Here is a 14,592-nt window from a genome sequence, read left to right on the forward strand (position 1 = left end):
TAGGGGAAAAACCCGCCTTAAAGAAGTTACAGTTCCTTTGATCCTCTCTACCTTCGCGTGAACATCATTAAAGGTAAAAAAATAAATTATTTACCACACAGTTTGTCTCAGGTGTATAAAATTGGAGGGGAATGGCGTTTGAAGCATATGGTTGGGAAAAGTCGTTCTTACCACCTTGTAATAGGTAAAATTAGTGCTTTAGCATAAAACTAGGTGTTCGTAATGATTTTTCCTTTTTCGCTTGGTTTGTGGTAAAATGCTAGAGAGAAAAGAGAGAATGGGGGAGTAACATGCGTTATTACTTACTCGCATTAGGTGTCATTATCATTGATCAATTAACCAAGTGGTGGGTTGTTACAAACATGGAACTGCGTGAAAGTATTCCTGTAATTGAAAATTTCTTTTATATTACTTCACACCGCAATCCAGGTGCTGCTTGGGGGATTCTAGCAGGTCAAATGGCATTTTTTTATGTGATTACTTTAGTTGTCATTGGTCTAATTGTTTACTATATGCAAAAGTATGCGAAGGATAATATTTGGACAGGCATTGCATTGGGGTTGGTATTAGGAGGAGCGATTGGAAATTTTATTGACCGCTTAATTTTTCAAGAGGTTGTTGATTTTCTGAATGTCTACATAGGAAGCTATAATTATCCTATTTTTAATATAGCTGATTCTGCATTGGTAATCGGTGTAATCATTATATTTATCATAACATTTAAAGAAGAGCTTCAGAAAGGAAGAAAATAACGGATGAATGTAAATAGTCACCGGGTTTCTGAGGAAGAAACTTATCAACGAATTGATAAGGTGTTAACCAAATTGTTGCCGGAAGTGTCTCGCTCTCAAATACAAAGTTGGATTAAATCGGGACATGTTTTGGTTAATCAAGCACCCGTAAAGAACAATTATAAATGTGAACCAGATGCAGTGATTTCTTGGGAAATTCCAGAACCTGAAGAAATGGAAATAAAAGCAGAAGATATTCCAATTGAGATTGTTTATGAAGATAAAGATGTCCTTGTTGTAAATAAACCTAGAGGTATGGTTGTACACCCATCTATTGGGCATTCTTCAGAAACATTAGTTAACGCATTACTTCATCATTGTAATGACTTATCTGGAATTAATGGTGTCATCAGACCTGGAATTGTTCACCGAATTGATCGTGATACGAGTGGATTACTTATGGTAGCTAAAAATGATCAAGCGCATCAAGCATTGGCAGAGCAACTTCAAGCAAAGACTGTAAAGCGTTCTTATGTCGCACTTGTCCATGGTGCAATTCCTCATGAATATGGAACAATTGAAGCGCCAATTGCTCGTGATCCGAAAGATCGTCAAAGCATGACTGTTGTTACAGGTGGCCGGGATGCGATCACACATTTTGAAGTGATCGAACGTATTAATCAGCTCTTTACTTATGTAAAGTGTGTATTGGAAACAGGAAGGACCCATCAAATTCGTGTTCATATGAAATATATTGGTTTTCCTCTTGTTGGTGACCCTAAATATGGACAAAGAAAGTCACTTTCGATGAATGGTCAGGCATTACATGCTCAAGAACTGGGGTTTGAACATCCAACAACTAAAGAATGGTTACAGTTTACTGTTGAACCACCAGAAGAATTTAACGAAGCTTTAAAAAAAATCAGAGAAATGCATTGACATAATTCGAGTTTTTTGGAATAATAGTTAGTAATTAAATAACCTTTAAAGACAGTCCCGTGAGGCTGAAAAGGATTCGGTTTTTGATCTAGATACGATAGGTATATCTAAATCCCTTTTCTCACGTGGAGAAAAGGGATTTTTTGGTTATTCACTTAGAGATGGGGTGAGTGAAGATGAAGCAAAAAGCGGTACTATTAGATCAATCGGCTATCAATCGTGCGCTTACTCGGATTGCACATGAAATATTGGAAAGAAACAAAGGTGTAGATAATCTAATGCTAGTGGGGATTAAAACGAGAGGTGTACCATTAGCCAAACGATTACAAACAAAGATCTTCGAAATTGAAGGTGTGAATGTTCCAATTGGTGAAATTGATATTACCCTTTATCGAGATGATTTAAGCCATGTATCTTCGAACAAAGAAGCTACACTTCACAATACGAACATTGAAGCGCATATTACTGGAAAAAAAGTAATTCTTGTTGATGATGTCCTTTATACTGGTAGAACGGTTCGGGCAGCAATGGATGGGGTTATTGATCAAGGAAGACCTTCACAAATTCAACTAGCTGTATTAATCGATCGTGGGCATAAAGAATTGCCAATACGTGCTGATTACATTGGGAAAAACATCCCAACCTCACAAGAGGAAGTTATTGTTGTCACATTAAATGAAACTGATGGAGATGACCAAGTAAGTATTTATGAAAATGAATAGTAAACCTTTAAACAAGTCCTGAGAGGCTTGCAAGGTTGTTAAGGGATACGTGTGCAATCGACACGTCTACCTCTTTGCGACTTTGCAGAGAGGTTTTTTTGTGTTAAATGACAAAAAAGATAAGTGAAGAGAGGATGTTTTTGATGGAAAGATTAGATATGGTAATGGATGTAGGAGATGTTCCAAAAAAATCAAAATGGTTTATGCTTAGTTTACAGCACTTATTTGCGATGTTTGGCGCAACTATTTTAGTACCATTCTTAACAGGTCTACCACCAGCTGTGGCTCTTATATCAAGCGGTACAGGGACACTTGCTTACTTACTGATCACAAAAGGGAAAATTCCAGCATATCTCGGTTCAAGTTTTGCATTTATTCCACCGATAATTGCGGTTGTTGGAGATTATGGTGTCCCTGGGGCGATGGTTGGTAGTTTCTTCGCTGGACTTTCCTATGGTCTTATTGCATTGCTAATTGGTGCCTTTGGTCTAGATTGGATTATGAAAGTACTACCACCAATTGTTGTAGGACCAGTTATTATTGTGATTGGTTTAAGTTTAGCGCCAACAGCAATTGATATGGCAATGAATGTTGATGGTGAATATAGTGGGCTGTATTTCTCTGCTGCAATGGTTACTTTATTAGTTACGGTAATTGGTTCCTTGTTCTTCCGTGGGATTTTCAGTTTAATCCCGATCTTAATCGGAATCGTTTGTGGCTACCTTTACTCTTTGGCGTTTGGTATTGTGGATACAGAGGCAATCAGTGCAACATGGAGTAATATCATTGGAGCGGGTTCCGTAGGAGAATTCTTTGGTGCAATCTTTGTTCTTCCAGAGTTCGTTATTCCGTTTAAAGATTATTCTCCATTTGAAGTAATGAATTTAAGCATTTTCTGGATGATGGTACCGATAGCAGTGGTGACCATTGCTGAGCATATTGGTGATCAAATGGTCTTGTCTAAAGTTGTTGGACGTGACTTTGTTAAAAATCCTGGTTTACATCGCTCAATCATGGGTGATGGTGTGGCTACGATTATTTCATCTTGTTTGGGTGGACCACCTAATACAACGTATGGTGAAAATATTGGTGTACTAGCAATCACGAGAGTGTTTAGTGTGTTTGTAATTGGTGGGGCAGCAGTTTTAGCAATCACTTTCGGCTTCGTCGGTATTATCTCAGATGTAATTGCTTCGATCCCTACTCCAGTTATGGGTGGTGTGTCTATCTTACTGTTCGGTATCATCGCTTCAAGCGGTTTACGAATGCTAGTAGATAATAAGATAGATTTAGGAAACAACAGAAACTTAATTATATCTTCTGTCATTCTTGTCATCGGTATTGGTGGAGCGATGATTCGATTTAACATAGCCGAAGTTAATATCGAAATTGCAGGAATGGCTCTAGCTGCAATCGTTGGTGTCATCTTAAACTTAATTTTACCAGGGAAAGAAGCTGGTTACGGAGAAGGCCAAATGTTTGCGGAAGAGACAGTAGAAGAAAAAGAATAATGCAAAATGGGACTGTCGAATCGATTATTGGACAGTCCCTTTTATAAAGCCAATTTTCGTACTTAAGAGTCGGAAAATAATGATCATTTTTTAAAAAATTAAACTGTTTCGCTAAATAACTGGAAAGGGAGCTGGGAACATGAATAATTTTGTCTCCATGAAAGAAATGTCGGCAATCCAAATTCATCAACTATTGAAAACTGCTTCGGATATTGAAAGAAATGGTGTATCACCATTATCAGAGCAATTGTTTGCTGCAAATCTTTTTTTTGAACCTAGTACACGAACAAAAATGAGTTTTGTTGTAGCGGAAAAAAAACTAGGCTTAGAAGTGTTGGATTTTGACGCAGGTTCATCAAGCTTGCAAAAGGGAGAATCGGTCTACGATACTGCGAAAACGCTAGAATCCATTGGTGCAAATTTATTAGTCGTTCGACATCCGGTGGCAAATCAAGTGCAACAATTAGCAAAGCAACTTACGATTCCAGTTATTAATGCCGGTGATGGTGCAGGTGAGCACCCTACACAATGCCTGTTAGACTTATACACCATGTACCAAGAATTTCAGAGTTTTCAAGGTTTGAACGTTTTGATTGTCGGGGATGTAGTGCATAGTCGTGTTGCACGATCAAACGCCTATGCGTTGAAAACCTTGGGTGCAAATGTTTATTTCTCATCAAAACCACAATGGCAAGATGCAGAATTGGATTTCCCATACCTTGATCTAGATGAAGCCATTGAAATGTGTGACGTTGTGATGTTATTGCGTATTCAATTGGAACGCCACGAAGAAAATACAGTATTAGATCAAGACAGTTATTTAGCAAAATATGGCTTAACCATAGAACGAGAAAGAAAAATGAAAGATCATGCGATCATTCTTCATCCAGCCCCTGTAAATCGAGGGATTGAAATCGCAGATCAACTGGTAGAGTGTGAGCGTTCGCGAATTTTCACTCAAATGAAAAACGGTGTAACAACGAGAATGGCTGTAATTCAACAACTACTTCAATCAGGAGGAACAACTCATGTCAATCATTTTAACCAATTTGAAGCAAATTTCCGCTAAACAAACAGTAGACAATAATGAAGTGAAAATTAGTAATGGAAAGATTGAAGAAATATCACCAAATATTAACCGTTCAGATAATGATCAAGTGATCGACTGCCAAGGGAATTTATTATCAGCAGGTTTTGTGGATGTTCATGTTCATTTGCGTGAGCCAGGTGGAGAACAAAAGGAAACCATTGCTACGGGAACGAAAGCTGCTGCACGTGGTGGTTATACGACGATTTGTTCGATGCCTAATACCGTACCAGTTCCTGATCACGTCGATACAATGGAAATGATCATGGAGAAAATTGAGCAAACTGCACATGTTCGTGTACTTCCTTATGCTTCCATTACTGTTGGATTACAAGGTGAGAAACTCACCGACATGGTTGCATTAAAAAAAGCTGGGGCATTTGCTTTTACCGATGATGGCGTCGGGGTTCAGACGGCAGATCATATGCTACAAGCAATGGAACAAGCGAAAAAAATAGATATGGCAATTGTTGCACATTGTGAAGATAATTCATTAATTCATCAAGGAGCCGTACATAAAGGGGATGTTAGTGAACGACTTGGAATCAATGGCATTCCATCGGTATGTGAATCGGTTCAAATTGCGCGAGATGTTTTGTTAGCTGAAGCTGCGGGTTGTCATTATCATGTCTGTCATGTTAGTACTAAGGAATCAGTTCGTGTAATACGTGATGCAAAACGGGCAGGAATTAACGTAACGGCAGAAGTATCGCCACATCATTTGCTGTTAAATGAAATGGATATTAAAGAGCCAGATACAAACTTCAAGATGAATCCACCATTACGTTCAAAAGAAGACCAAGAAGCATTATTGGAAGGTCTAATCGATGGCACGATTGACTTCATTGCAACAGATCATGCACCACACACAGAAGATGAGAAAGCACAACACATCACAAAGGCACCCTTTGGTATTGTAGGGTTAGAAACAGCATTTGGTCTCTTATATACACACTTAGTGAAAAAAAATATATGTCAACTTGATCAATTAATCGAATGGTTGACTGTAAAACCTGCTCAAGTATTTAATCTTCCTGCTGGAAAGCTAGAAGTTGGAGCACCTGCTGATCTTGTTTTGCTTGACTTAACAAGAGAATGGCAAATCGATAAAACGAATTTTCAATCAAAAGGGAAAAATACACCCTTTGATCAATGGGAAATTACTGGATTACCAATATTAACATTAGTTGACGGTAAAATTGTTTTTCAGGAGGATGGTTATGTTGAAGCGACAGCTCGTACTTGAAGATGGCACAGTATTTAACGGAGAAGCATACGGTTGTTTAAAAGAAAATAGTGGGGAAATTGTTTTTAATACAGGAATGACAGGATATCAGGAAATCTTATCTGATCCATCTTATTGCGGTCAAATTGTTACGATGACTTATCCGCTGATTGGTAATTATGGAGTTAATCGCGATGATTTTGAGACAATCGATCCATCGATCCATGGTTTGGTTGTTAAGGAAATGTGTGATACACCTTCTAATTTTCGTAATGAAGAACCACTAGATACGTATCTGAAAGCAAAAGGTATTCCAGCTATAGCAGGAATTGATACAAGAAAATTAACAAAAATCATTCGTAAACATGGAACAATGAAGGGTATTTTAACGGCAGCAACAGAAGAAAGACAAACGGAAACACTTGAAATTACTGCTGATTGGCCACGTTTAATGACCAATCAAGTAGAACGTGTCTCCACTTCCAATCCTTATGTGGTGCCAGGACGAGGATACCGAATCGTGTTGGTTGATTTTGGCATGAAGCATGGTATACTACGAGATTTAACGAAAAGAAAATGTCACGTGACTGTTGTACCTTATCATTATCAAGCAGATGAGATCCTGCGTTTAAAACCTGATGGAATTATGTTAACGAACGGACCTGGTGATCCGAAGAATGTTCCAGAGGCAATTCAAATGATTAAAGATTTAATTGGGAAGGTACCCATTTTCGGAATCTGTTTAGGACATCAACTCTTAGCACTTGCGTGTGGAGGCGATACGGAAAAAATGAAATTCGGTCATCGTGGTTCTAATCATCCAGTTAAAGATTTAACACGAAACAAAACACACCTTACCTCACAGAACCATGGCTATGCCGTTACAGAAAAATCATTGGTAAACACCGATTTAGTATTAACACATGTTGCCATTAATGATGGCACAGTTGAAGGAATCAGACATCGTCAGTATCCGGCGTTCTCTGTACAATACCATCCAGAAAGTTCTCCAGGACCTGAGGATACTAGTTATTTATTTGATCAATTCATGACAGAGATAAGTGACCACAAAAGACAAGTGAAGGAGGACTAACCATGCCTAAGCGTACAGATATGAAAAAAATATTGGTGATTGGATCAGGTCCAATTATCATTGGACAAGCTGCTGAATTTGATTATTCGGGTACACAAGCATGTCAGGCACTAAAGGAAGAAGGCTATACAGTAATTTTAGCAAACTCAAATCCAGCTACGATTATGACGGATCACACGATTGCAGATACAGTTTATATGGAACCATTAACGGTTGAATTTTTAGCAAAAATCATTCGCAAAGAACGGCCAGATGCTATTTTGCCAACACTAGGTGGACAAACAGGATTGAACTTAGCGATTGAATTAGAGAACAGTGGGATTCTGAAGAAGTATCCGACTGAATTATTAGGAACATCTCTAGATGCGATTCAATTAGCGGAAGATCGTGAGAAGTTTCGTGATTTGATGCATGAATTAAACGAACCGGTTCCTGAGAGTTCAATCGTAACAACCGTTGACGAAGCACTTGCATTTGCTGATGAAATTGGCTATCCACTAATTGTTCGTCCAGCGTATACACTAGGCGGAACTGGTGGGGGAATGTGCTATAACGAAAAAGATCTACGAGAAATCACGAGAAGTGGTTTGAGTTTATCCCCAGTTAACCAATGTTTAATCGAACGAAATATTGCTGGCTTTAAAGAAGTTGAATACGAAGTAATGCGTGATCACAATGATCAAGCGATCGTCGTTTGTAATATGGAAAACATTGATCCTGTCGGTATTCATACAGGAGATTCTATTGTAGTAGCTCCTTCCCAGACGTTAAGTGACCGTGAATATCAAATGCTTCGTAATGCATCATTAAAGATTATTCGTGCGCTAAAAATTGAAGGTGGATGTAATGTTCAACTTGCTTTAGATCCGGATAGTTTTGAATACTATATCATTGAGGTGAATCCTCGAGTGAGTCGTTCATCTGCACTAGCTTCGAAAGCAACTGGGTATCCGATTGCTAAGATCGCAGCAAAGATTGCAGTTGGACTTACGTTGGATGAAATTAAAAATCCAATCACACAAACAACCTATGCTGCCTTTGAGCCAGCTTTGGATTATGTGGTAACAAAATTCCCGCGTTTTCCATTTGATAAATTTACTAGCGGAAACAGAACATTAGGAACACAAATGAAAGCTACGGGAGAAGTAATGGCAATTGGTCGTACATTTGAAGAATCCTTCTTAAAGGGAATTCGTTCCTTAGACTTTAGTGGAGAAGATTTTCGTCTTGCTCAATTCGAAACAGAAACTGATGAAAAACTTGAGGAAATGTTGTTAAAAGCAGATGATCAACGGGTGTTTGTTTTAGCGGAAGTACTTCGACGTGGATACACGATAGAATCGATCCACCAGATAACAAAAATCGATTTATTCTTCTTAAACAAATTGAAGAAAATTATTGATTATGAACAAGTATTAGTAGAGAACAAGCTGGATCTAGCAGTATTACAACGTGCGAAAGATTTAGGATTTTCCGATCCACATATCGCAAGGATTTGGCAAGAAGATGTTGATGTCATTTATCAAGCCCGTAAAACAAATAACATTCAACCAGTATACAAAATGGTTGATACGTGTGCAGCAGAATTTGAATCAGCGACACCATATTTTTATAGTAGTTATGAAGAAGAACAAGAATCGATTGTTTCCACAAGAAAGAAAGTACTGGTATTAGGATCTGGGCCGATAAGAATTGGTCAAGGGATTGAGTTTGATTATGCAACAGTACACTCTGTATTAGCATTAAAAGAAGCTGGTTATGAAGCGATTATTATGAACAACAATCCAGAAACTGTTTCTACGGATTTCAGTGTTTCTGATAAGTTATATTTTGAACCATTAACATTGGAAGATGTAATGCATGTGGTGGAATTAGAAAAACCACTTGGTGTCATTGTCCAATTTGGTGGACAAACAGCCATCAACCTAGCAGAAGGTTTGGCACACCGTGGGGTACAAATTCTTGGAACATCTTTAGAAGCGATTGACATGGCAGAAGATCGTGATAAATTCGAGCAAATGCTAACAAGTCTTTCCATTCCACAGCCGCTTGGTAAAAGTGTTCGCCAAATTGAGCAAGCAAAAGAAGTGGCTGAAGAAATTGGCTATCCTGTATTGGTTCGACCATCTTATGTAATTGGTGGAAGTCAAATGGAGATTGTCTATAGTGAAAGTGAATTGGCATCTTATTTGAAGAAGACAACACACATTAAACGGAAACATCCTGTTTTGATTGATAAATATTTAACAGGTATTGAAGTAGAAGTCGATGCAATTAGTGATGGGGAAACAACGATCATACCAGGAATTATGGAACACATTGAGCGAGCAGGTGTCCATTCAGGGGATTCGATTGCAGTCTATCCAACACAACGAATTACGGATAAAACAAAGCAACAACTAATTGATACCACGATCAAAATTGCTGAACGATTGAACGTGAAAGGTCTAGTTAATATCCAATTCGTTGTTCATCACGAAGAAGTTTTCGTCATTGAGGTTAATCCTCGAGCAAGTCGTACTATTCCGTTCTTAAGTAAAATTACCGGTGTTACCATGGCAAACCTAGCGACAAGAGCAATCATGGGTGAATCCTTACAAGGAATGGGCTTTACAAGTGGTTTGTTGCCAGAACCTGAACATGTGTCGGTCAAAGTGCCTGTATTCTCTTTTGAAAAATTAAAGAGTGTCGATACGATGTTAGGGCCTGAGATGAAGTCAACAGGTGAAGCAATTGGGCGTGACAAAACATTAGAAAAAGCGTTATATAAAGGATTGGTTGCGTCAGGACTAAATATTCCGTTAGAAGGTGCTGTTTTATTAACCGTGGCGGATAAAGATAAAGAAGAGACATTAAAAATTGCGGAACGATTCCATGACCTTGGTTTTCAATTGTATGCAACTAAAGGTACAGCAGAATATATACAAGCACACGAATTGCCTGTTCAAGCTGTTGGAAAAATAGGAACAGATGAGAAAAATGTCTTATCGATCATTGAGAATAATGAAGTGCAGTTTGTTGTCAATTCATTAACTTCTGGAAAAAAACCTCGTTCCGATGGATTTAGAATTAGACGAGAAGCAGTTGAACATGGAATTGCATGTTTCACTAGCTTAGATACAGCGGAAGCTATCCTAAATGTTATTGACTCTACAACATTTTCTGCTAAGCCAGTAGTAAGTAATCAGGAGGTAATTCGATGATCAAACGGGTATTAGCGACGATTACTTCATCAAGAGAGATTGCTTTAGATACGATCGAAATGAATTTAGCGATACCTGAGTTCGCTTCTTTTTCACCGATCGCACCTGGCCAATTTGTTCATATACAAATTGGTTCTGGTGTGGCTCATCAATTAAGACGACCAATTTCTATCGCAGACGTTGATTACGAAAAACAACAAATAACGATTATTTTCAAGGTGATTGGTACAGGTACAGAAGAACTTCGAAAATATCGAGTGCAAGATCAGTTAGATCTCTTGGTTCCTTGTGGAAATGGCTATCCGATTGAAAAGATTGACTCGAAAAAAGCACTATTGATCGGCGGGGGAATTGGCGTTCCACCTTTGTACTATTTGGCGAAAAAATTAGTCGATAAAGGGGTAGAAGTTACTTCTATTCTAGGATTCCAAACAAAAGATCATGTTTTCTATGAACAAGCTTTTCAAGCGTTAGGCGATTGTCATGTTGTTACAAATGACGGTAGCTATGGTTATCAAGGTTTTGTAACCAATGTTATTGAAACAGTACAACCAACCTTTGATACGTTTTTTAGTTGTGGTCCGACATCCATGTTAAAAGCAGTGACAAATAGTCTGGTAGATCGTGAAGGTTATATATCTTTAGAGGAACGCATGGGTTGTGGTGTGGGTGCTTGTTATGCCTGTGTTATTCCTTCACCGAATGAGAAGGGCTTTAAAAAGATTTGTCAAGATGGTCCGGTATTTCTAGCGAGTGAGGTGAGTTTATGAGTCAATTAGCAATTGAGTTACCAGGATTAATGCTGAAAAATCCCATCATGCCTGCATCGGGTTGCTTTGGTTTTGGTCAAGAATATAGTAAGTTTTACGACCTTAGTCAACTAGGTGCGATTATTATTAAGGCTGCGACAGAACAGGCGCGCTTTGGTAATCCAACCCCTCGTGTTGCAGAGACTACTGCTGGTATGTTAAATGCTATTGGTCTGCAAAATCCGGGCGTAGAAAAAATAATTACCGAAGAGTTACCACGCTTAGCTAATTATAATGTGCCGGTCATCGCAAATGTTGCTGGTAGTACGATTGAAGAATACGAAGCAGTAACAGAAGCGTTGTCGAAGTCGAACGATATTGCTGCTATTGAATTAAACATCTCTTGCCCGAACGTAAAACAAGGTGGTGTGCAATTCGGAACAGATCCAGCATTAGCAGCAGAAGTAACGCGTCGGGTAAAGGCAATGAGTAACGTGCCAGTCTATGTAAAACTTTCCCCAAATGTAACGAACATCGTAATGATCGCAAAAGCCGTAGAAGATGCAGGAGCAGATGGTTTAACGATGATCAACACATTAACAGGGATGCAAATCAATTTAAATACTAGGCGACCTGTTTTGGCAAATACCATTGGTGGTTTGTCTGGACCAGCTATTAAGCCATTAGCAATTCGAATGATTTATCAAGTAAGACAAGAGGTATCCATTCCAATTATAGGTATGGGTGGTATTAGTACAGCTGAAGATGTACTTGAATTTCTCCTTGCAGGAGCAAGTGCGGTCGCTATTGGTACGGCTAATTTTCTAAACCCCTTTGTTTGTCCAGAAGTTATTACTGCCTTACCACATGTTCTAGAAAAATACGGATTTGCTTCAGTAGCTGATGCAATTGGAAAGGGGCATGAAGATGCAAAACTCCATCTTTCTCGCACTTGATTTTCCGACTTGGGAAGAAACGAACGATTTTTTGGAGAAAAATAAACTAACAGGTGTTCCGGTTAAAGTAGGTATGGAATTATTTTATCGTGAGGGACCGATCGTAATCGAACGCTTACGTGCCAATGGCCACCCAATCTTTCTTGATTTAAAACTCCATGATATCCCGACAACTATTTATAAAGCAATGCGCAATCTTGCTTCTCTAGATGTTACTTTTGTCAATGTACACGGTTTTGGTGGAAGTAAGATGATTGAAGCGGCTAAACAAGGATTAGAAGATGGATCTGTGAATGGAAATATCCCCAAGTTATTGGTGGTTACCTTATTAACATCGATGGATCAAGATGTACTTATGAATGAATTACAAGTAAACCAACCACTGTCAGAAATGGTTGTTGATTTAGCTGCTCTTGGTAAGGGAGCTGGTGCGGATGGTGTCGTCTGCTCAGCACAAGAAGTAATAAAGATGAAACAACAGTTAGGTAATGATTTCTTGGCTGTAACTCCGGGAATTCGTTTAGCAGATACGAGTACGGATGATCAAAAAAGAGTTGCCACACCAAAGGCAGCCAAACAAGCAGGTGCAGATGCGCTTGTCATTGGTCGAAGTATCACACAAGCAACGAACCCACAAGCCATGTACAATAAAGCGATCGAGGAGTGGAAACATGTCTCTAGATAAACAAATCGTAAATAGTTTATATGATATTAAAGCAATCCAAATTAAACCAGACCGTTCTTTCACTTGGACTTCGGGAATTAAATCTCCTATATATTGTGATAACCGAATGACGATGTCTTACCCGGAAATTCGGTCCAAAATAGCAGATGGTTTTGCGGAACAATTAGACGCACTATCTGTTGATATCGATGTAATTGCAGGGTGTGCCACAGCAGGAATTCCACATGCTGCATGGTTAGCAGATCTCGTTCACCTTCCGATGGCTTATGTACGTTCGAAACCAAAAGAACATGGAAAAGGTAATCAAATTGAAGGTAAGATCGAAGCTGGTCAAAAGGTCGTTGTTGTTGAAGATTTAATTTCTACAGGTGGTTCTGCATTAGAATCTGTAGCGGCTATTCAAGCGGCTGGTGCAGAAGTGGTCGCTGTATTTGCGATCTTTACTTATGGACTGAAAGAGGCAGCTGTCGCTTTTCATCAAGCCAAGATTCCGTTACATACATTAACAAGTTTTGATGTATTAGTGGATGAATTGAAACAAGCGGATAGTGTTACGGAAGAAGAGGCAACAAGTTTACTTTCGTGGCGTGACCAATTAACACTTAGTTAAAGAAAATCAGGACTAGATGTTTTTAAAAACGACAGTTAACCATATTTGGCCAACTGTCGTTTTGTTTGCTTATTAGTCATTTTTTCTACCTCCATTTTTGATATATTTTAGTGTCCAATAATGTATTTCTATTTTAATTTAAAAAAGATAGCGTGTCTGTTTTAAACTTCATTATTTGTTTACTGGTACAGAGTAACATATTTGTTGCTTCTAATTTCATCATACCCTAAACCTTCATTGTCTACTGATTCATGGCGATCACTTGTTAAACTATCTACCGTCTGCCATTCTGTTTGATCGATAATCGGCTTTGCATTTGCTTCAATTTTATATAAATAATATTATTGGAACACCTTATCTTTCTATTTCATCATCAAATTCTTGGATTTGCGACTTTTCTTTGTTATTAAATCGCTGCATCCTTCGAGCTTCATCACAAATCAACTCAAAAGAAAACTTAGTGATGCCATCAACATCTTGTTTTGCCAAGTAGTTAACATAAGTCGCTTTATCTTTTGCTTGAATGATCAATGGTGGTAAGTCATGCTGCATTAACGAGTAATTCATCAACATCCGACCAGTTCTTCCGTTACCATCTGAAAATGGATGAATACGTTCAAATTGAATGTGGAAGTCCATAACCACTCTTAAAACGTCCATGTCTTTAGTTGCCCCTTCTAGCTGATAATTTAGATTATCAATCCATTGTTTCATTAACAGCGGGGTTTCATGTGGAGATCCTGTTAGAAAATCAGCACCCTGAATCGCATTTTCACTTGTTTTGAATTGACCTTTATCAACCAATAATCGATCCATAAGTTTTTTATGAATATCCTTTAAGATAGAAAGATTTAACGGTTGTTTATCTCGCAACTGATCAATAACATAAGCAAAAGCATCCCGGTGATTTTCTATCTCAAAAAATTCACGTTTAGTATAACCGCCCGGCAACGTATCATGTAAAATAATAGACACGGTATCAGGTAATGTTACCGTATTCCCCTCGATTGCTGACGAGTGGTGCGCTAAACGCACTAAGACATCTTGAAAATATTCTTCTAATTGAAACTTATTTAGCATG

The 14,592-nt window shown here is 38.4% G+C and carries 13 protein-coding genes; 12 read left to right on the forward strand and 1 reads right to left on the reverse strand.

Annotated elements, in window-relative coordinates; translation table 11 throughout:
• Positions 1-290: 290 nt before the first annotated feature.
• The 12 genes from lspA to pyrE all read left to right on the forward strand — a co-directional run bounded on the left by lspA (position 291) and on the right by pyrE (position 13,511).
• Complete coding sequence (gene lspA, locus OWO01_RS09025; protein WP_268780128.1) at positions 291-752, forward strand: signal peptidase II; 462 nt, start codon at positions 291-293, stop codon at positions 750-752.
• Positions 753-755: 3 nt separating this feature from the next.
• Positions 756-1,670 (forward strand): RluA family pseudouridine synthase, encoded by a 915-nt coding sequence (locus tag OWO01_RS09030; protein WP_268780129.1) that lies wholly within the window; start codon positions 756-758, stop codon positions 1,668-1,670.
• Between the two features lie 176 nt (positions 1,671-1,846).
• The gene (pyrR, locus tag OWO01_RS09035; protein WP_268780130.1) at positions 1,847-2,392 is read left to right on the forward strand and encodes a bifunctional pyr operon transcriptional regulator/uracil phosphoribosyltransferase PyrR; all 546 of its coding nucleotides are present in this window, start codon (positions 1,847-1,849) and stop codon (positions 2,390-2,392) included.
• 143 nt (positions 2,393-2,535) lie between these two features.
• Entirely contained in the window at positions 2,536-3,903 is a 1,368-nt protein-coding gene (locus OWO01_RS09040; protein WP_268780131.1) for a solute carrier family 23 protein, read from the forward strand.
• Between the two features lie 139 nt (positions 3,904-4,042).
• A complete protein-coding gene (locus OWO01_RS09045; RefSeq protein ID WP_268780132.1) occupies positions 4,043-4,972 on the forward strand; it encodes an aspartate carbamoyltransferase catalytic subunit in 930 nt (309 codons plus the stop codon).
• The gene (locus OWO01_RS09050) at positions 4,932-6,236 is read left to right on the forward strand and encodes a dihydroorotase (protein WP_268780133.1); all 1,305 of its coding nucleotides are present in this window, start codon (positions 4,932-4,934) and stop codon (positions 6,234-6,236) included. Before OWO01_RS09045 ends, OWO01_RS09050 begins: the two co-directional genes overlap by 41 nt.
• Positions 6,211-7,308, forward strand: a complete 1,098-nt coding sequence (gene carA / locus OWO01_RS09055) for a glutamine-hydrolyzing carbamoyl-phosphate synthase small subunit (RefSeq protein WP_268780134.1) — start codon at positions 6,211-6,213, stop codon at positions 7,306-7,308. Before OWO01_RS09050 ends, carA begins: the two co-directional genes overlap by 26 nt.
• Positions 7,309-7,310: 2 nt before the next feature.
• Complete coding sequence (gene carB, locus OWO01_RS09060; protein WP_268780135.1) at positions 7,311-10,511, forward strand: carbamoyl-phosphate synthase large subunit; 3,201 nt, start codon at positions 7,311-7,313, stop codon at positions 10,509-10,511.
• Positions 10,508-11,281: a dihydroorotate dehydrogenase electron transfer subunit gene (locus tag OWO01_RS09065; protein ID WP_268780136.1), complete on the forward strand. Its 774-nt coding sequence runs from the start codon at positions 10,508-10,510 to the stop codon at positions 11,279-11,281. The genes carB and OWO01_RS09065 overlap by 4 nt, the downstream gene beginning before the upstream one ends.
• Positions 11,278-12,216 (forward strand): dihydroorotate dehydrogenase, encoded by a 939-nt coding sequence (locus OWO01_RS09070; RefSeq protein ID WP_268780137.1) that lies wholly within the window; start codon positions 11,278-11,280, stop codon positions 12,214-12,216. Before OWO01_RS09065 ends, OWO01_RS09070 begins: the two co-directional genes overlap by 4 nt.
• Positions 12,188-12,901: an orotidine-5'-phosphate decarboxylase gene (pyrF, locus tag OWO01_RS09075; RefSeq protein WP_268780138.1), complete on the forward strand. Its 714-nt coding sequence runs from the start codon at positions 12,188-12,190 to the stop codon at positions 12,899-12,901. The genes OWO01_RS09070 and pyrF overlap by 29 nt, the downstream gene beginning before the upstream one ends.
• Positions 12,888-13,511 (forward strand): orotate phosphoribosyltransferase, encoded by a 624-nt coding sequence (gene pyrE, locus OWO01_RS09080; RefSeq protein ID WP_268780139.1) that lies wholly within the window; start codon positions 12,888-12,890, stop codon positions 13,509-13,511. Before pyrF ends, pyrE begins: the two co-directional genes overlap by 14 nt.
• A gap of 354 nt (positions 13,512-13,865) precedes the next feature.
• On the opposite strand, the gene OWO01_RS09085 is transcribed toward pyrE, so the two are convergent.
• The gene (locus OWO01_RS09085) at positions 13,866-14,591 is read right to left on the reverse strand and encodes a Fic family protein (protein ID WP_268780140.1); all 726 of its coding nucleotides are present in this window, start codon (positions 14,589-14,591) and stop codon (positions 13,866-13,868) included.
• Position 14,592 lies beyond the last annotated feature (1 nt).

Origin of the sequence: Natronobacillus azotifigens, assembly GCF_026805325.1 — a bacterium.
In the GTDB taxonomy this organism is placed as follows: Bacteria; Bacillota; Bacilli; order Bacillales; family Amphibacillaceae; genus Natronobacillus; species Natronobacillus azotifigens.